We start from the raw sequence: 17,138 nt of genomic DNA, 5'->3' as shown, positions 1-17,138 counted from the left end.
GCTATAGCAGGCCTTGGGCGCGATACCACGCCGCGGTCTCGGCCAGCCCCGCGCTCGTCTCGATGCGCGGACGCCACAACGCCGGCGGGGGGCGGCGCAGCGGGTCGGACACCCAGTCGGGGTGGCAGAAATACGAAACGCGATCGGGTGTCAGCTTGGCGCCGCCGCGCCGGATCAGTGCATCCGCGCGCGCGCCGAGATCGAGGATGCGGCGCGGGAGAGAGACGGCGCGAACCTTGCGGCCTACCGCGTCGCCGATCGCGTGCGCGAAGGCGGTGTGGCTCCAGCCGCCGAGCCGGCCGTCGTCGGGTTCGTAGACGGCGCGCGTGGCGGGCCGGGCGGCGAGCGAAAGCAGCAGGCGGGCGAGGTCATCGACATGGATAACCGACAGCCGCCCACCCGGCGGCAGCAGGGCGATCCCGCGCTTGGCCATGCGAAACAACTCGCGCATCTCCATGTCGCCGGGGCCATAGACGGCGGGAGGGCGAACGATATCCCAATCCGCGCGCGATCCGGTCACCAGTCCCTCGGCATCGGACTTGGACCAGCCATAGGCCGATAGGCCCGGTTCGCGCGCGGCCAGCGACGAGACATGGACGAAGCGATGGACGCCCGAGCCTTCCGCCGCGGCCAGCACGGCGCGTGTGCCGTCGATGTTGCCCGCCGCGAAGCCGTCGCGATCGCGTGCGTTGACCACGCCGGCCACGTGGATCACGGCGTCGGCATCCCGCACCAGTGCGTCCAGCGCATCCGGCGTTTCAAGCGATCCGGTGACCCAGTCGATCCCGTCGCGTTCCGGCTGGGCGCGGCGGGTGAGTGCGCGAACCTCATGCCCCGCAGCCACCGAAGCGGCGATCAGACGCGATCCGACGAAGCCCGTCGCACCGGTGATCGCCAGTTTCATGTCAGCGCCATGTGGCTGCGGTGGACCAGTGCCGATCGCGGGGCGTAGCCGAGGATCGCGGCGTGATCGTCGCGGCGGCGGCCGATCAGCCTGCGCGCGTCGGCGACGTCATATTCGGACAAGCCGCGCGCGATCCGGCCATCCGGCCCGATGATTTCGACGAGATCGCCGCGCGCGAAATCGCCCTCGATATCGGTCACCCCGGCCGCCAGTAGGCTCGCGCCGCCGGCCAGCGCGCGCGCGGCGCCGGCATCGACGCGGATCGTGCCGCGCGCGGTGATCCCGCCGGCCAGCCACGCCTTGCGCGCAGGGGCGGCGCGTTCGGCGACAAAAAGGGTGTGCCGCGCGTCGGTGGACAGCGGCCGGTCGATCCGGCCCGACGCGATCGCCAGATGCGCGCCCGCGGCGGCGGCGATGCGGGCGGCGGCGATCTTCGACACCATGCCGCCCGATCCCATGCCGGAGGCGGAGCGATCGTCGGCCATCGCGGCGATGCCGGCGTCGATTCGTTCGACACGCGGGATGTGGACCGCGCCGGGCTGTGCTGGGTTGCGATCGTAGAGGCCGTCGATGTCGCTGAGCAGCACGACGCCCTGCGCGCCCGCCGCCTGCGCGACGCGCGCGGCGAGGCGATCATTGTCGCCGAAGCGGATTTCAGCCGTGGCGACGCTGTCGTTCTCATTGAGGATCGGCACGACGCCAAGCGACAACAGCCGATCGAGCGTCGCCGCGGCGTTGAGATAGCGGCGGCGATCCTCGAGATCGTCGAGCGTGACGAGCATCTGCGCGGCGGTGAGCCCTTCCGCGCCAAGCACCTCGGCCCAGGTCTGGCTGAGCGCGATCTGCCCCGTGGCGGCGGCGGCCTGCGCATCCTCCAGGCTGGCGCGGCCCCCCCTGGCGAGCCCCAGCCGCCGCGCGCCCAGCGCGATCGCGCCCGAGGACACCACCGCCACCTGCTGGCCCACGCGGCACCGTTCGGCGATATCGGCAGCGATTCCCGCCAGCCATTTCCGGCGCACGCCGCCATCGGGATCGACGAGCAACGCGGACCCGATCTTGACGATCAGCCGTGCGCAATCGGTGGGGGGAAACAGCGCCATCTCGCCGGCGTCGTTAGCGCGCGCCCGCGCCCGCGCCAATCCGCGTCAGTCGCGCGCGAAAATCTCGTCGTGCGGGATGACCAAGTCCAGGGCGGGGAGGGGGACATCGACCGGATCGTCGTGCGTGACGTCGCTCCAGCCGTGGCGGGCCGTGCGCTGGACGATCCGGACCCGCTCGACCGCGATATCGACGAAGACGATCGTGTCGACACTGTCGAGCGCCTTATACTCGTCAAGCTTCACGCGAAGGTCGGTACGCGCGGTGCCGGCGGACAGGATTTCGAAGATCGCTCTGGGATCATCGAAAGCCTTGTTATCGTCATTTGCCGATCCGCCACGGTTACAGAAAACGCTGACGTCCGGGTAGCGGATAGATATATCGCTCGTCCGTGTTGCCATGTCGGAATTGTAAGGCGCGCATCCCGTCCCGCGCAGTTGGCTGCGGAGGATTGAGAAAATATTGCCTTGAACTTGGGCGTGTCGCGCTGTCCCACCCGCCATCATGCGGATGACGCCGTTGTCCAACTCAGCCTTCTTGCCTCCGAAATCGATCTGGAGGAACTCGTCAGCGGTCAGCAGGGGATAGTCGGGTTGCGTCGCCATGCGAGCGGTCTAGCAGTTCAGAAATCGCGGGCCAACAGCAACGTCTCACCGACGGGAACGCTGGTGCGACGGTTTAGAAATTGCTGTTCATCGGCAAAATGGGAGAGGCTGGTATCTTCGGCCTAAACCGGCGACCATTCCACCTCATCCTCGCCTTCGTCGTCGTCCGACACGGCCTGGTTGCTCTCGGCGATCTTCTCCAGCAGCTTGTCGAGCACCCAATCGACGCCGATGCCGGCGGCGCCGGACAGCGGGATCACCTCGCCGCCGCTGGCTTCCTCCAGTTCGGCGGAGAGGGCGGCGATCAGTTCATCGTCCAGCGTGTCGATCTTGTTGAGCGCGACGATGGTCGGTTTTTCAGTGAGATCGGCGCCATAGGCGGCCAGTTCGTCGCTGACGATGCGGTAGCTTTCCGCGACATCCTTGTCATTGGCGTCGACCAGGTGCAGCAGCACCTGGCAGCGTTCGATATGCCCCAGAAACCGGTCGCCGATGCCGGCGCCCTCGGCCGCGCCCTCGATCAGCCCCGGAATGTCGGCGACGACGAATTCGCGCTCCTTATGGCGCACCACGCCCAACTGGGGGCGGGTTGTGGTGAAGGCATAGGCGCCGACCTTGGCCTGCGCGTTGGTGACGGCGTTGATGAAGGTCGATTTGCCGGCGTTGGGCAGGCCGACCAGCCCCGCATCGGCGAGCAGCTTCAGTCGCAGCCACACCCAGGCCTCGTCGCCCGGCCAGCCGGTGCCGTGCTGGCGCGGCGCGCGGTTGGTCGAGGTCTTGTAGCTCAGGTTGCCGCGACCGCCGTCGCCGCCGCGCAGGAACAGCTTGCGCTGGCCGACCTTGGTGAAGTCGAGCAGTATCTCTTCCTTGTCCTCGCTGATGATCTGGGTGCCGACCGGCACCTTGATGACCAGATCGTCGCCGCCCGCGCCGGTTCGGTTGGAGCCTGAGCCGCCCTTGCCACGATCGGCGCGGAAATGCTGGGTGTAGCGGAAGTCGATCAGCGTGTTCAGCCCGGCGACCGCCTCGAATATGATGTCGCCTCCCTTGCCACCGTTGCCGCCGTCGGGACCGCCATATTCGATGAACTTTTCGCGCCGGAACGACACGGCCCCGCCGCCGCCGGCGCCCGAACGGACGAAGATCTTTGCTTGATCGAGAAAATGCATGGCGCGCGCTGTAGCGCTTTAGCGACGCTAAAGCGACACGAGAGCGCGCCCGGCCGGCGGAGCACCGTTCCGGCCGACGACGCGGCTTTGCCGCGGCGCAGAAAAGGACAGGGCTTCGACAGGCTCAGCCCGAACGGCAGACGGTAAGACCTACTCCCGCCGCATCGCCATCAGCCCGCGCGCAGCCAGTTCGCGCGCGCGGCCACGCGGCAGGCCCAGCGCCTTGGCCATCGCGCCACCGAGCAACGCATCGCCCAGCGCCATCAGCACCAGCTGCAGCGTCTCGTCGTGGAGTGGAAGGTCGGGGTTGTCGTGCCCCTCCACCAGTTCGTCGACCAGATCGTGGATCGCGGTCAGGATCGGGTCGAGGGCATCCTCGTTGCCCGACAGGATCATCCAACTGGCAAGCGCGCCGGCGCCACCCTGGTCGAAGGCGTCGAAGGTCAGGTCGACGACTTCCTGCGGGTTCTGGTCGCCGGCTCGGGCGCGCAGCACCGCCTCGGCGATGCGGCCGGTTATGCGCTGCGCCATCGTCGCGATCAGCGCCTTTTGCAGGCCGGCCGCCGAGCCGAAATGGTGGAGCAGATTGGCATGTGTCCGTCCGATCCGCGCGGCGACCGCCTTCAGCGTTACCGCCTGCGGGCCGAATTCGACGAGCAGGTCGCGCGCGGCTTCCAGCGCGGCGTCACGCGATGCTTCCGGCGAGAGGCGTTTGCGGATGGGAGTTATTGACATTTGTGTAAGTAATGTCCAGATTCCGTCCGAGACTGGAGGAAATTGGCCGTGAACGCAAAGACTCCCGCCGACCTGATCATCACTCCGCGCGATTTGCGGTTCGGGCGCGACGGCACGTATCGGCGCTGGTGGCTGAACGACGATCCGATCGCCACCGCCTTCTACAACGCCCTGTCGGTGACTTTCCCGAAAGGTGAGGGCTTCTTCATCGATTCGGTGCGCAAGTTCCGCGAGGGCACGCCGCCGCGCCTGGAACGCGAGATCAATGCCTTCATCAAGCAGGAGGTGATCCACAGCCGCGAACACGTCGCGTTCAACCGGCATGTCGTCGATCAGGGCTATGACATCCGCCCGCTCGATGCCGAGGTGGATCGCGTCCTGGCCATCGCGAAAGGGCGGCCCGCGATCGCCAGCCTGGCCGCGACGATGGCGCTGGAGCATTTCACCGCGATCATCGCGCACGAACTGGTTGCGAACCCCGCGCATCTGGCCGGCGGGGATGCGCAAGCCGCGGCGCTGTGGCGCTGGCACGCGATCGAGGAGATCGAGCACAAGGGCGTCGCCTATGACACCTGGCTGCACGCGACGCGCGACTGGTCGCGGTTCACGCGCTGGCGGATCAAGGCGCTGGTGATGCTGATCGTCACCGCGCGGTTCTTTGCCGGGCGTACCAAGGGCATCTTGGAACTGCTGCGGCAGGACGGGCTGACCGGGGCAGGGGTGAAGTGGCGCGTGTTCAAATATGCGTTCGGTAACCCGGGGATGGCGCGCAAGGTGCTGGGGGCGTGGCTGGCCTTCTTCCTGCCGGGCTTCCACCCATGGAACCACGACGATCGCGCGCTGATCGGCTTGGTCGACAGCGAATATGAGGCGGCCCGATTGGCGGCGTGATCCCAGATCTGGGCGCCGTCATTCCCGCGAAGGCGAGACTCCATCCTGGCTGACGTCGCGACTCGGTCGCGACGTCAGCCCCAATTCTATCCCCGCCTCTGCGGGGATAACGGTTTTAAGGCGCAGGCTTTCGTCACGCCGCCATGCGCGGTGGTTCGACGTCGCCGCCGCCGTCGAGCGCAATGGCATAGCTGGCGCTTGCCACAGCGCCGCCACGCGCGCGGCTGGCTCGGTGCGAGACGCCGCCGGTCGGCGTGAACCCCAATTTGCGCAGCACCCGGCCCGACGCCGGATTGTCGAGATGATGGTGCGCCGCCAGCCGGCGATGCCCGAGGCCCCAGCGCGCGATGCCCAGCATCGCCCGCCCGGCCTCGGTCGCATAGCCGCGCCCCCAGGCCTCCGGCGTCAGCCAGTAGCCGAGTTCGTGCATATGTTCGCCGCGGTGGATGCCGCAGCCGCCGATCAGCCGGGGCGGTTCCCCGTCTTCATGCGCGAACACCAGGCACGACGCCTCGTCCGGCGCGACAGGCATGGCAAGGAAGGTTTCCGCGTCGAACAGCGAATAGGGCCATGGCAGACGGGCGAGTTTCATCGCGACGCTCTCATGCGCGATCGCTCGGGCAAGCGCTGCTGCGTCCTCGATCCAGCCGGGCCGGAGCGTCAGGCGGGGGGTGCGTGCGAACATGTCCACTCTCCTCGTCGCGGATGCGCCGGTGCCACGTTTCCGTGACACTGCGGCGACAGCCGGTTGCCATGTCGAGGGAGCAAGAAAAAAGGGAGCCGGGGCGACCCGTCTCCCTTGTTGGCTGGTTCCTGCGCGGAACCCGGGTCGCCCACGGTGGGCAACCCGTCCGGTTACCCGTTATTCGGCCGCAGCGGCCATAATCTCGACGGTCGCGAACTTTCGACCGAGCTTGCCTTCCTTGAACGCGACGCGGCCATCGACCAGCGCGAACAGCGTATGGTCCTTGCCCATGCCGACGCCGGTGCCCGGATAGACGCGGGTGCCGCGCTGACGCACGATGATGTTGCCGGCGATGACCTGCTCGCCACCGAACTTCTTCACGCCAAGGCGACGGCCGGCCGAATCACGACCGTTGCGCGACGAACCGCCTGCTTTCTTATGTGCCATCTCGAATTACTCCGTACGTCTCGGCGCGCTTACGCTTCGGTCTTCTTGGGTGCGGCCTTCTTGGGCGCAGCCTTGTTCGCGGGGGCTTCGGCCGCAGGAGCGGCTTCCACCGCCGGGGTCTCGTCGGCCTTCTTGGCCTTCGCCGCCTTCTTTTCCTCGCCGATCGACAGGATCTTCAGGATCGTGTGGTTCTGGCGGTGACCGTTCTTGCGGCGATAATTGTGGCGGCGGCGCTTCTTGAAGACGATGACCTTCTCGCCCTTCGCCTGCGCGATGATCTCCGCGGCGACGGTCAGGCCACTGACCGACTTCAGCTCCGAGCCTTCGCCCGCGAGCAGCACGTCGCCCAGGGTCACCGACGAACCGGCATCGCCGTCGATCTTCTCGACGACGATCTTGTCTCCAGCGGCAACGCGATACTGCTTGCCGCCCGTGCGCACGACTGCGAACATGGCGTTAGAACTTTCATCCAAAGCTTGTGCCCCGCGCCGGCAAGCCGGGCGGAATGAAGGGGCGCTGCTAGTGGAGGGTGGCCGCGCTGTCAACCGAGTCGTTCCCGTCGCCCGAGTGTTGCGCCGCAGCAACAGCGTGGCAGAATCCCCGCAACCCGCTGTGTTACAGCCTTGTTACGGCGCCATCGAGACATAAGCTATTGAGCAAGACCGGGTCACCACCGGCTAACTCCATCGGAGGAATATTTCATGCGCCGGACTTTGCTTGTTTCGCTCGCCTCGGTTTCCGTCATGGCACTCGCCGCGCCGGCGGTCGCGCAGGACACGCCCCCCGCCGCCAGCGAGGAAATCACCGGCGATACCGTCATCGTCACCGGTAGCCGCATCGGCGGTCGCACGATCGCCGACAGCCCGGTGCCGATCGACGTCATCGGCGGCGACCAGCTGGCGACCAGCGGCCAGACCGAGACGAACAAGGTGCTGAACCAGCTCGTCCCGTCGTTCAACTTCCCGCAGCCGTCGCTGACCGACGGCACCGATTCGCTGCGCCCCGCGACGCTGCGCGGCCTGGCGCCCGATCAGACGCTGGTGCTCATCAACGGCAAGCGCCGCCACCAGGCCGCGCTGCTCAACCTCAACGGATCGGTCGGGCGCGGATCGAGCGCGGTCGACCTGAACCAGATTCCACCGATCGCCATCGACCGGATCGAGGTGCTGCGCGACGGCGCGTCGTCGCAGTACGGCTCGGACGCGATCGCCGGCGTCATCAACATCCAGCTCGCCCGCCGCGCCGGCGTGTCCGGCTCGGTCACCTTCGGCCAGTATCGCTCGACGCAGAGCGGCGTCCGCGAGGTGCTGGGCGTCCAGACCACGGGCGGCGTGCCGAACATCCTGACGCCCGGTGGCGGTGCCGGCGACATCCTCGCGCTGAACTATGGCGAGGAAGTCGAGCGCCGCGACGGCGACACGCTGACGCTGGCGACCCGGATCGGCTTGCCGGTCGGCGATTCCGGCTATTTCAGCTTCGCGGCGCAGTTCCGCGACCGTGATCCGACCCAGCGTTCGGGTGCCGACCCGCGGCGGCAGTATCAGGTCGGCGAGAACGCCAAGGAAGTGGCGATCGACCGCTTCACGCACGGCTATGGCGACGGCAAGGCGGTCGATTACAACCTGGTACTGAACGCGGGCATGGACCTGGGCGAGGTGGCCGAGCTCTATGCGTTCGGCACCTATGGCATCCGTGACGGCATCGGCGCGGGCTTCTACCGCCGCGCGAACGACGCGCGGAATCGCGACTGGTCGGCACCGGGGGCGACGCTGCCCAACGCGCCGTTCGTGCCCTTCTATCCCAACGGCTTCCTGCCGAAGATCCAGAGCCAGATCGAGGATGTTTCCGCGTCGGTCGGCGTCAAGGGCCAGGTCGGCGGGTTCAATGCCGATCTGTCGGTCGTCTACGGATCGAACCAGCTCGATTACCAGACGATCGACAGCTTCAACGTGTCGCTGGGCGGCCTGCTTTCGCCGCGGCGGTTCGACGCCGGCGGCATCGCCTTCGGCCAGACGACGGTGAACCTGGACCTGTCGAAGAAGTTCGACGTGTCGTTCGCCTCCAGTTTCGGCATCGCGTTCGGCGCCGAATACCGCAACGAGAATTTCAAGATCCGCCCTGGCCATCCGACCAGCTATCTGGCGGGCCCGTTCCTGGCGAACGGCGCGGCGCCGGGTGCGCAGGTGTTCCCGGGCTTCCAGCCGTCGAACGCGACCGACGTCTCGCGCGACAGCTATGCCGCCTATGCGGAAATCGACGCCGAGCTGGGCGATCGCTTCACCATCCAGGCGGCGGGGCGCTACGAGCATTTCTCCGACTTCGGCAGCACGTGGAACGGCAAGCTTGCCGCGCGGTTCGAGCCGATCGACGGGATTTCGGTGCGCGGCTCGGTCTCCACCGGCTTCCGCGCGCCCAGCCTCGCGCAGCAGTTCTTCACCACCACCTCGACCAACAACACGATCATCGCGGGCGTTCCGACGCTGATCGATATCGTGACGGTGCCGGCGACCAGCCGGATCGGCACGGCGCTGGGCGGCAAGCAGCTGACGCCGGAAAACGCGCTCAACCTGTCGGGTGGCATCGCGCTCAACCCGTTCAGCGGGTTCAGCCTGACCGCCGACTATTACAACATCAAGATCGACGATCGCGTCACGCTGACCGAGAACCTGACGGGCGCGGCCGTCGTCGCCCTGCTGCAGGCGGCCGGGATCAACGGCGTCACCTCGGCGCGGTTCTTCGTCAACGGCGTCGATACGCGGACGCAGGGCGTCGATGTGGTCGGCACCTACCGTGTGCCCGATTTCGGTGCGGGGCGCTTCGTGCTGACGGCGGGCTACAATTACAACGAAACCAAGATCACGCGCCGCGCGGTGCTGCCCAATCCGACGCTGGCCGGCACGCCGCTGTTCGGGCGGCAGGAATCGTTCCGCCTGACCGATGCCCAGCCGCGCACCAAGCTGAACCTGTCGATGGACTGGGATTACGGGCCTGTCGGTTTCACGGCGCGTACCAACCGCTATGGCAGCGTGTGGACGGCGGTGAACGGCGCGCTTACCGCGCCGCTCGGCACCGTCGCGGGCGATTTCGAGCTGACCCCCAAGTGGGTGACCGACGTCGAACTGCGGGTGAAGCCGATCCAGCAGGTCACGCTGGCGGTGGGCGCGGACAATGTGTTCGACAAATATCCCGATCGCCTGCCGACCGGTGGCGCGACCGGCGCGCCGGGCTTCACGCCGAACAGCTACTTCCTGCCGTACAGCCAGCTGTCGCCGTTCGGCTTCAACGGGCGGTTCCTGTACGGACGCGTGGCGTTCCAGTTCTGACACGGGCGGCCCCGGATTGCGTGAGCAATCCGGGGACTGGCCACGTCGGTCAGCGGGGCGGCGCGAGCCGTCCCGTCTGACGGCGTGGCGGCCTGAGCCCTTCGATAAGGCTCGGGGCGAACGGGCAGAGCGGACGGTCAGCGCGCGAACCGCGCGTGCCGGCTCCTGCCCGACTTCACCACCCAGATATCGCCGAAATCCTCGTGCTTCAGGTCACCCGGCCGTGTGCCGCCGAGCTGTTCGACGATATCCGGCACCGTGTTGCTGTGGCCGACCACCAGCACCGGGCCTTTCGTGGCCTTCAACCGCGCGACCAGCGCCGGGGTGTCGCGGGGATCATAGACGATCGGTTCCAGCTTGCGCGCCGCGGTGATCGGGGCGGCGGTCTGGCGGGTTCGCCTGTAATCGCTGACGTAGATCGCCGTCAGCCGCTTGCCGCGAAACCATTTCGCAAGCGCCTCAGCGCCGGCCTTGCCCGCCGGCAGCAGATCGGGATCGCGCTCGCCGGCGGGGGTGTTCAGGTGGCGCACGACATAGGTCTGCGCCGATGCCGGCAGCGCGACGGCGACGAGCGCCAGCGCGGCCAGCGCGAGCCTCATTCGCTGACGGTGCCGGCCGGCGTGGGCTTGCGATAGTCGAGCGCCGGCTTGCGGCTGCCCAGCATCGCCTCGTACTTGAAGTCGGGTCCGCGCAGGCGGAGCAATTCGGCCTTGGCATCGGCCAGCACCTGCGGGCTGCGGAACAGCTCGGCGGCGGTCAGCGCGATCGTCTTGGCGGCGACCACACCGCCCTTGGCGCCGATCGGCGCGCCCGAGGCGGCAACCGCCTGCCAGCTGTGCGCGGGCGTGCCCGGCACCCAAGTCGCGACGCCCAGGCCCACCGTGGGCGAGACCCAGCTGATGTCCGACACGTCGGTCGATCCGCCGCCGTCGCCGCGCCAGATCGGGCCGACCGTGGCGGCGCTCTCGATCGGCTTCTGCGTCGGCAGAGTCTTCTGGATCGTCGCGGCCCAGCGGGTTTCCTCCGCAGTCCACTTCGGCGCGCCGACCGACTGGAGGTTGCGGTGCATCACCGCCGCCAGCGTATCGTTGCCCAGCATCGAATAGACGCCGCCGGTCGCTTCCCACTCATAGCTCGTGCCGGTGGCGATCGCCGCGCCCTCCGCCGCCTTCTTCACCCGCTCCATTACCGAGCGGACAATCGCCGGATCGGTGTGGCGGACATAGTAATAGCTTTCGGCGAAATCGGGCACGACGTTCGGCGCCTCGCCGCCGTTGGTGACGACATAGTGGATGCGCGTCGTCATCGGGATATGTTCGCGCAGGAAGTTGACCGCGACGTTCATCACCTCGACCCCGTCGAGCGCGGAGCGGCCCTTGTCGGGCGCGCCGGATGCGTGAGCGCTGAGCCCCTTGAAGCGGAACTTGCCGGAGATGTTGGCCTGGCTCTTGCCGACGCTGACGCCGTTCGAATCGCCGGGATGCCAGTGGATCGTCGCATCGACATCGTCGAACAGGCCGGCGCGGACCATATAGACCTTGCCCGATCCGCCTTCCTCGGCCGGGGTGCCATAGACGCGCAACTCGCCCGCCACCTTGTTGGCGATCATCCAGTCCTTGATCGCGGCGGCGGCGGTGACGCTGGCCGCGCCGAACAGATTGTGCCCGCAGGCATGGCCGGCGGCCTTGCCGGCGATCGGCTGGCGCTCGGGCGACGCGGTCTGCGCGGTGCCGGGCAGCGCGTCATATTCGGCCAGGATCGCGATGACCGGCCCCTTGCCGTTCTTGAAGCTGGCGACGAACGCGGTCGGCATGCCGGCCGATCCGGCGGTGACGGTGAAACCAGCCTTCTTCAGCTCGGCCTGGAGCAGGTTCGAACTCTGCACCTCCTGATAGCCGACTTCGGACAGGTCCCAGATCGCCTTCGCCGTCGCGGCGAGCGCGGTGCCGCGGCCATCGACGTTGGCGGTGATCCCGCTGCGCTGGGCATCGGGAAGCGCCTGCGCCTGCGCGGCGACGGGGAGGGCGAGGGCGGTGGCGGTGGCGAGGAGGAGGGATTTCATGGCGCTTCCTTTACTAGCCCTCTCCCCTTCAGGGGAGAGGGAGACTCATCGCACGCCGATTGCGGCGGCGTCGGGGCGGCGGGTGTCGGCGGCGCCTAGGAATTTGTCGCCGTCGACCATGATCGACTGGGTGCTGCCCATCGTGTTCGACGGGCGGACCTTGTGGCCCTTCGCCTCGAGCAGCGGCACGATGTCGGGCGAGAAGCCTTCCTCAAGCTCCAGCGGGGCGTCGCCGCCGCCCTGGTTGATGCGCGGGCGCTGCGCGGCTTCGGCCACGTTCAGGCCGTGGTCGATCACGTTCGACAGCACCTGCACCATCGTCGCGATGATATAGCCGCCACCGGGCGTGCCGGTGACCAGCCACGGCTTGTCGTCCCTGAACACGATGATCGGGGTGATCGTCGATCCGACGCGCTTGCCCGGCACCGGGCGGGTCGCCTTGCCGCTCTCGCCCGGCCGGCTCCACGCGAGGTTGCCCAGCGAGTTGTTGAGCAGGATGCCCGTCCCCGGCGTCACCACATGCGCGCCGTAGCTGGCCGACAGCGTGTAGGTGTTGCTGACCGCGTTGCCGTCCTTGTCGGCGACCGAATAATGCGTCGTGTCCCTGCTTTCGTACGGATAGGGATTGCCGTCCGCCACGTCCTTCGCGCCCAGCGAGCGGTCGGGCCGGATCAGCTTCGCGCGTTCGGCGGCATAGGCCTTGGACGCGAGGCCCCGTTCCGGCGTCTTCCAGTCCGGCCCGCCGCCGATCAGCTGGCGGTCGGCCGACACCAGCTTCATCGTTTCCGACAGCAGGTGGAGGTTGGCGACCGATCCCCAGCGCTGGTCCTTGACCGGGAAGGTCTCCAGGATGTTCATCGCCTGGGCGACCGACAGGCCAGAGGCGGTCGGCGGCATGTACGCGACCTTCTGCCCGCGATAGCTCGACAGGACGGGCGCGGTCACGATCGCGCGGTAATCGGCCAGATCCTGTTCGTCGAGGATACCGCCGCCGGCCTTCATCCCTGCGGCGATCTTCTTCGCGATCTCGCCCTTGTAGAAGCCGTCATGCCCCTGCGCGGCGATCACCTTGAGCGTCGCTGCGAGATCGGGCTGCTTCCAGGTCTCGCCGGGCTGGTAGGCGCTGCCGTCCGCCTTGAAGAACATCGCCATCGCGGCGGCGTCGTCCTCCATGCCCTTGCGTTGCGCGGCGTTGGCGGAGGCCTCGTCGTCGGACAACACCACGCCCTGTTCCGCCATCGCGATGGCGGGCGCGATCAGCGTGCCCCAGGGCAGCGAGCCGAAGCGCCTGTGCGCCTCCCACAACCCCGCGACGGTGCCGGGGATGGCGACGCCCTTCATTGACCAGCCTTTGGCATTGTCGAACCGGCCGTTCTCGCCCAGCAGCAGGTCCGGCGTCGTCTTGCGCCCGGCCTGGCCGTAATAATCGATCGCGAGATCGACGGCGGGTTTGCCGTCCCTGGCCGCCATGTGGATCAGCATATAGCCGCCGCCGCCAATATTGCCCGCGCGCGGCAGCGTGACGGCCAGCGCAAAGCCCACCGCCACCGCCGCATCGACCGCGTTGCCGCCCTTGCGCAGGATATCCGCACCAACCCGGCTGGCGATCACGTTCTGGCTGACAACCATCCCACCACGGCCGATGATCGGCTTGTGAATCTGGTCGTACGCAACAATGTCGCCGCCCGTGCCGGTACGGGGCGCGGGGGCTTCCGTCTCCTGCGCCGCGACCGGGGTCGCGAGCGCGAGGAGCGCGAGGGCGGCGGTGAACCGGCGCATCAGAAGGTCGAGCGCAGGTTGGCGTACCAATAGCGGGCGTAGGGCGAATAGAGCGTGCCCAGATAACCTTCGGAATGGAGCGGCGGATCCTTGTCGGTCAGGTTGCGCACGCCGAAGCGGAAGCGGTGCCGCCCTTCACCGCCGCGACGGCTGCCGAACTGGACTTGGCCGTAGAGGTTGACGGTCGTGCGGCCTTCGACCAGCCAGGCAACACCCGCCGTGTCGCGCAGACCGGTATCTTCCACATCGCTCATGTAGCTGGTGAAGCCGCCGATCTGGAACGGGCCGCTCGACCAGGTGAGCGAGCCCGTGACGCGCCATTCGGGCTTGCCGTTCTGGCGGACGAGATCGCCGGCGTCGGCGATGTTGGTCGCCGGGTTGATCGTGCCGGCGGCGCGCGCGTCGATCAGCGCCTGGATCGGCGCGGACGGGGTCAGAAAATATTTGTCGAGCTTGGCGGCGTTGACGTTGAGCACGAAGCGGCCGAGGCCGAAGTCGCGGACGCGCCAGTTGAGGCCGAAGTCGTAGCCCGAAACCGCCTGTGGCAGCAGGTTGACGTACTGATCGTTGACGAACAGCACGCGGCCCGCCGGCGTGAGGCCGGTGCCGGCAAACAGCGCGATATCATCCGCCGTCGGATCGGCGCGGATCACGTTGGGATCGGTCTTGCCCTGCACGCGCTGCAGATAGTCGTTGATGAGCGCGTTGCCTTCGCCGAACAGGCCGACGATCTCGCGCTGCTTGATGTTCCAGTAATCGGCGGTGAGCGTGACGCGGCCGATCGACTGGGCGAGGAACTCGGGCGTCAGCGCGACGCCGACCGTCCAGTTCTTCGCCTGCTCCGGCTTCAGGTTCGGGTTGCCGGCGCGGCGCGCGGTGGTCGCGAAGCTCTGCGAGCAGTTGGCGAAGCTGGCGATGTAGAGAGGATTGGTGATCGGCGTGCCGGCCGGGCCGGTGATCGTCGGCGGCTGCCGCAGGCCGGCCTCGCACCGAATCGAATCCTGGCGGGTGTTCGACCGGGTGACGAGCGTCGCGTTGACCTGTTCGAGGTTCGGCGCGCGGAAGCTTTCGGCGTAGGAGCCGCGGATGCGGATGCCGCGGACGATGTCCCACGCGCCGGCGATCTTCGGCTTGGCGACCGAACCGGCGTCGGAATAATTCTCGAAGCGGCCAGCAAGCTGGAATTCGAGGCGATCGATCAGCGGCACGTTCATGTCGGGACCGATCACCGGCACCGCGGCTTCGATATAGGCCCCGTAGACGGTGCGCTTGCCCCGCGTGTCGGGCGAGTTGCTGGTCCCGACCAGATCCGAATCGTTGACGAAACCGCTGATCGAATCGGTGAACTTGATGGTTCCATCGACGCGCGGATCGCGATCGTCGAGCTGGCTCTCGCGCCGCACCTCGCCGCCGAACGCGATGCCCAGGTCGCCGCCCGGCAGGGTCAGAAAATCGGCCTTCGACCCCTTGATGTCCCACAGCGCCAGCGTCGCCTTGCTGCGGCGCTGGGTCTTGACGCGGATCGCGTCGATCGCCGCGTGGTTCGACGGCGTGCCGTCGCGCAGCGAGGGGTTGGCGAGGTCCGCGCCGTTGAAGGGATTGTAGGCGTCGGGCGTGGCGAGGCCGAGCTGACGCTGGAGCGAGGTCGCGCTGATGCCGTCCGAGCGATCGACCACGGTCGCTTCCGAATAGAGCGCGGCGCTTTCGAAATGGATGCCCCCGAGCGTGAAGCGCAGCCCGCCGAGCAGGCGCCACTGGTCGTTCTCCACCTCGACCAGATTGGGGCCGACGTCGGAGAAATTATAGCTCGACAGCGTGACCGCGAGGCCGGCGGCCGGCGTGTTCAGGCCGGGGACGCGGTTGACCGATCCGGTCGCGCCGAACGGGTTGTAATAATTGGTGACCGGGATGACGATCGGGCCGGAAGCGAGCGTGCCGGTCGAGCTCTGGACGCTCTCTGTCGTCGCCTTGTAATAGCCGGCCTCGCCGAACAGCTCGAGGTTGTCGGTCAGGTCGTAATGACCGTTGGCGAAGAAGTTGTAGCGTTCGACCTTGGGCAGGATCGTGCGGTTGTAGGCTGCCGACGGATCGAAACGGGTGTTGCGGTCGGCGGCGGCGGTGTTGGTGCCGTCGTCGATGCAGATCGCCGCGTTCGACGGGACCGAGGCCGAGCAGCCGCCGTTGACAGTCGGTTGGATGTGGAACTGGCCCGAGGCGTTGGTGACGAGCGCGCCGGTCGTGCCGGTGCCCTGGCGGACGGCGACGTTGCCGCGCGTCTGGAACACGCCCCAGGGGGTGATCGTCGAGCGGCCGTCGAGCGAGGTCGAGCCGTCGAAGCGGGTTCCGGCGAACAGCGAACGCTTGTCGTCCGACGCGGTGTAGCGCTGGTCGGCGGCGCGCAGCATCGTGCGCGATTCGCGGCTGGCATAGACGGTGATGTTGCCGCGCCCGCCCAGGTTGCTGCCGGCCAGCAGGTTGAGGTTGGTCTCCATCATGTTGGTGTCTTCGGCGAAGCCGATCTGGCCTTCGAACTGGAGGCCCGAGAAATCCGACTGGAGCACGGTGTTGACCACGCCGGCGACCGCGTCCGACCCGTAGATCGCGGCGGCGCCGTCGCGCAGCACCTCCAGCCGTTCGATACCGAAGGCGGGGATGGTGTTGCTGTTGACCGTCAGCACGGGGACGAGGTTCTCGTTGGCGCGGCTGGTCGGGTGGTTGACGACGCGGCGGCCGTTCAGAAGCACCAGCGTGTTGCCGACGCCGAGGTTGCGCAGGTTGATCGAGCCGACGTCGCCGCGCGCCGCGTTGGAGCTGTTGGGCAGATAGTTGGACTGGAAGGTGACGTCGCCCAGCTGCGGGATCGAACGCAGCAACTCGTCGCCCGAGGTGGCGCCGATCGCCTGGAGCTCCTCCGGCCCGACAACGGTGACGGGCAGCGCCGCGGTGATCGAACTGCCGCGGATCTGGGTGCCGACGACGACGACTTCGTTGGCGGGCGGGGCATCGTCCTGAGCGGGTGCCGTGGCAGCGGTATCCTGTGGCGCGGCGTGGGCGACGGCCGGCGCGGCAAGCGCCACGCAGGCGGCGGACAGGAACAGCTCTCGCTTCGTCATGATCGATAATCCCCCAATATGCCGTGCCGACGCCTTCCCGAGGCGCGGCGTGCCCTTCGGCCCGGTCGCCCTTTTCGCGCCGGATAGGACGAGCGTCCACAGGTAACCGCTGGGCCAGCGAAATTTCCGGTCGGGCAGATGCCGTTTCGCAACACTTCATTACGCGGCGGTTATGGGGAGATGCGCTGGCGCTATGGGTCGTGGAGAGGACCGGGCGGGGCGGTGCCGGTTGCAGGAATCGAACCCGCGACCTTCGGTTTACAAAACCGCTGCTCTACCAGCTGAGCTAAACCGGCATCCGCCATGCCCCCAATGCGTCAGGTCACG

At 67.7% G+C, this 17,138-nt stretch carries 14 protein-coding genes and 1 tRNA gene; 2 read left to right on the top strand and 13 right to left on the bottom strand.

What is annotated here, in order from left to right:
• Position 1 precedes the first annotated feature (1 nt).
• The 5 genes from VYI76_RS10665 to VYI76_RS10645 all read right to left on the bottom strand — a co-directional run bounded on the left by VYI76_RS10665 (position 2) and on the right by VYI76_RS10645 (position 4,511).
• Positions 2-904 (bottom strand): NAD-dependent epimerase/dehydratase family protein, encoded by a 903-nt coding sequence (locus VYI76_RS10665; RefSeq protein ID WP_326524725.1) that lies wholly within the window; start codon positions 902-904, stop codon positions 2-4.
• The gene (gene proB / locus VYI76_RS10660) at positions 901-2,004 is read right to left on the bottom strand and encodes a glutamate 5-kinase (RefSeq protein ID WP_326524724.1); all 1,104 of its coding nucleotides are present in this window, start codon (positions 2,002-2,004) and stop codon (positions 901-903) included. Before proB ends, VYI76_RS10665 begins: the two co-directional genes overlap by 4 nt.
• 45 nt (positions 2,005-2,049) lie before the next feature.
• On the bottom strand, positions 2,050-2,607 hold the full coding sequence (locus VYI76_RS10655; protein WP_326524723.1) for a Uma2 family endonuclease: 558 nt from the start codon (positions 2,605-2,607) through the stop codon (positions 2,050-2,052).
• 122 nt (positions 2,608-2,729) lie between these two features.
• Entirely contained in the window at positions 2,730-3,776 is a 1,047-nt protein-coding gene (gene obgE, locus VYI76_RS10650) for a GTPase ObgE (protein WP_326524722.1), read from the bottom strand.
• Positions 3,777-3,926: 150 nt separating this feature from the next.
• Entirely contained in the window at positions 3,927-4,511 is a 585-nt protein-coding gene (locus tag VYI76_RS10645; RefSeq protein ID WP_326524721.1) for a helix-turn-helix domain-containing protein, read from the bottom strand.
• A 48-nt stretch (positions 4,512-4,559) separates the two neighbouring features.
• On the opposite strand from VYI76_RS10645, the gene VYI76_RS10640 reads away from it, so the two are divergent.
• A complete protein-coding gene (locus VYI76_RS10640; RefSeq protein ID WP_326524720.1) occupies positions 4,560-5,402 on the top strand; it encodes a metal-dependent hydrolase in 843 nt (280 codons plus the stop codon).
• A gap of 133 nt (positions 5,403-5,535) precedes the next feature.
• On the opposite strand, the gene VYI76_RS10635 is transcribed toward VYI76_RS10640, so the two are convergent.
• The 3 genes from VYI76_RS10635 to rplU all read right to left on the bottom strand — a co-directional run bounded on the left by VYI76_RS10635 (position 5,536) and on the right by rplU (position 6,986).
• The gene (locus VYI76_RS10635; RefSeq protein ID WP_326524719.1) at positions 5,536-6,087 is read right to left on the bottom strand and encodes a GNAT family N-acetyltransferase; all 552 of its coding nucleotides are present in this window, start codon (positions 6,085-6,087) and stop codon (positions 5,536-5,538) included.
• Between the two features lie 177 nt (positions 6,088-6,264).
• Entirely contained in the window at positions 6,265-6,534 is a 270-nt protein-coding gene (gene rpmA, locus VYI76_RS10630; protein WP_326524718.1) for a 50S ribosomal protein L27, read from the bottom strand.
• A 29-nt stretch (positions 6,535-6,563) separates the two neighbouring features.
• Positions 6,564-6,986: a 50S ribosomal protein L21 gene (gene rplU / locus VYI76_RS10625; protein WP_326524717.1), complete on the bottom strand. Its 423-nt coding sequence runs from the start codon at positions 6,984-6,986 to the stop codon at positions 6,564-6,566.
• Positions 6,987-7,235: 249 nt separating this feature from the next.
• Here rplU and VYI76_RS10620 point away from each other — a divergent pair, with 249 nt between their 5' ends.
• Entirely contained in the window at positions 7,236-9,857 is a 2,622-nt protein-coding gene (locus VYI76_RS10620; protein ID WP_326524716.1) for a TonB-dependent receptor plug domain-containing protein, read from the top strand.
• 137 nt (positions 9,858-9,994) lie between these two features.
• Here VYI76_RS10620 and VYI76_RS10615 read toward each other — a convergent pair whose 3' ends face one another.
• The 5 genes from VYI76_RS10615 to VYI76_RS10595 form a co-directional block, all read right to left on the bottom strand.
• The gene (locus VYI76_RS10615) at positions 9,995-10,456 is read right to left on the bottom strand and encodes a SixA phosphatase family protein (protein ID WP_326524715.1); all 462 of its coding nucleotides are present in this window, start codon (positions 10,454-10,456) and stop codon (positions 9,995-9,997) included.
• The gene (locus VYI76_RS10610) at positions 10,453-11,919 is read right to left on the bottom strand and encodes an amidohydrolase (protein ID WP_326524714.1); all 1,467 of its coding nucleotides are present in this window, start codon (positions 11,917-11,919) and stop codon (positions 10,453-10,455) included. Before VYI76_RS10610 ends, VYI76_RS10615 begins: the two co-directional genes overlap by 4 nt.
• Positions 11,920-11,964: 45 nt before the next feature.
• On the bottom strand, positions 11,965-13,698 hold the full coding sequence (gene ggt / locus VYI76_RS10605) for a gamma-glutamyltransferase (RefSeq protein ID WP_326524713.1): 1,734 nt from the start codon (positions 13,696-13,698) through the stop codon (positions 11,965-11,967).
• Positions 13,698-16,811, bottom strand: coding sequence for a TonB-dependent receptor domain-containing protein (locus VYI76_RS10600; RefSeq protein WP_326524712.1), 3,114 nt, complete (start codon positions 16,809-16,811; stop codon positions 13,698-13,700). Before VYI76_RS10600 ends, ggt begins: the two co-directional genes overlap by 1 nt.
• Before the next feature lie 223 nt (positions 16,812-17,034).
• A tRNA-Thr gene (locus tag VYI76_RS10595) sits at positions 17,035-17,107 on the bottom strand.
• Between the last annotated feature and the right edge of the window lie 31 nt (positions 17,108-17,138).

It is taken from the genome of Sphingomonas sp. (assembly GCF_035910975.1).
Classification (GTDB): Bacteria; Pseudomonadota; Alphaproteobacteria; order Sphingomonadales; family Sphingomonadaceae; genus Sphingomonas.
Note: the sequence above shows the minus strand (reverse complement) of the source record. Positions and strands in the feature narration are given on the sequence as shown.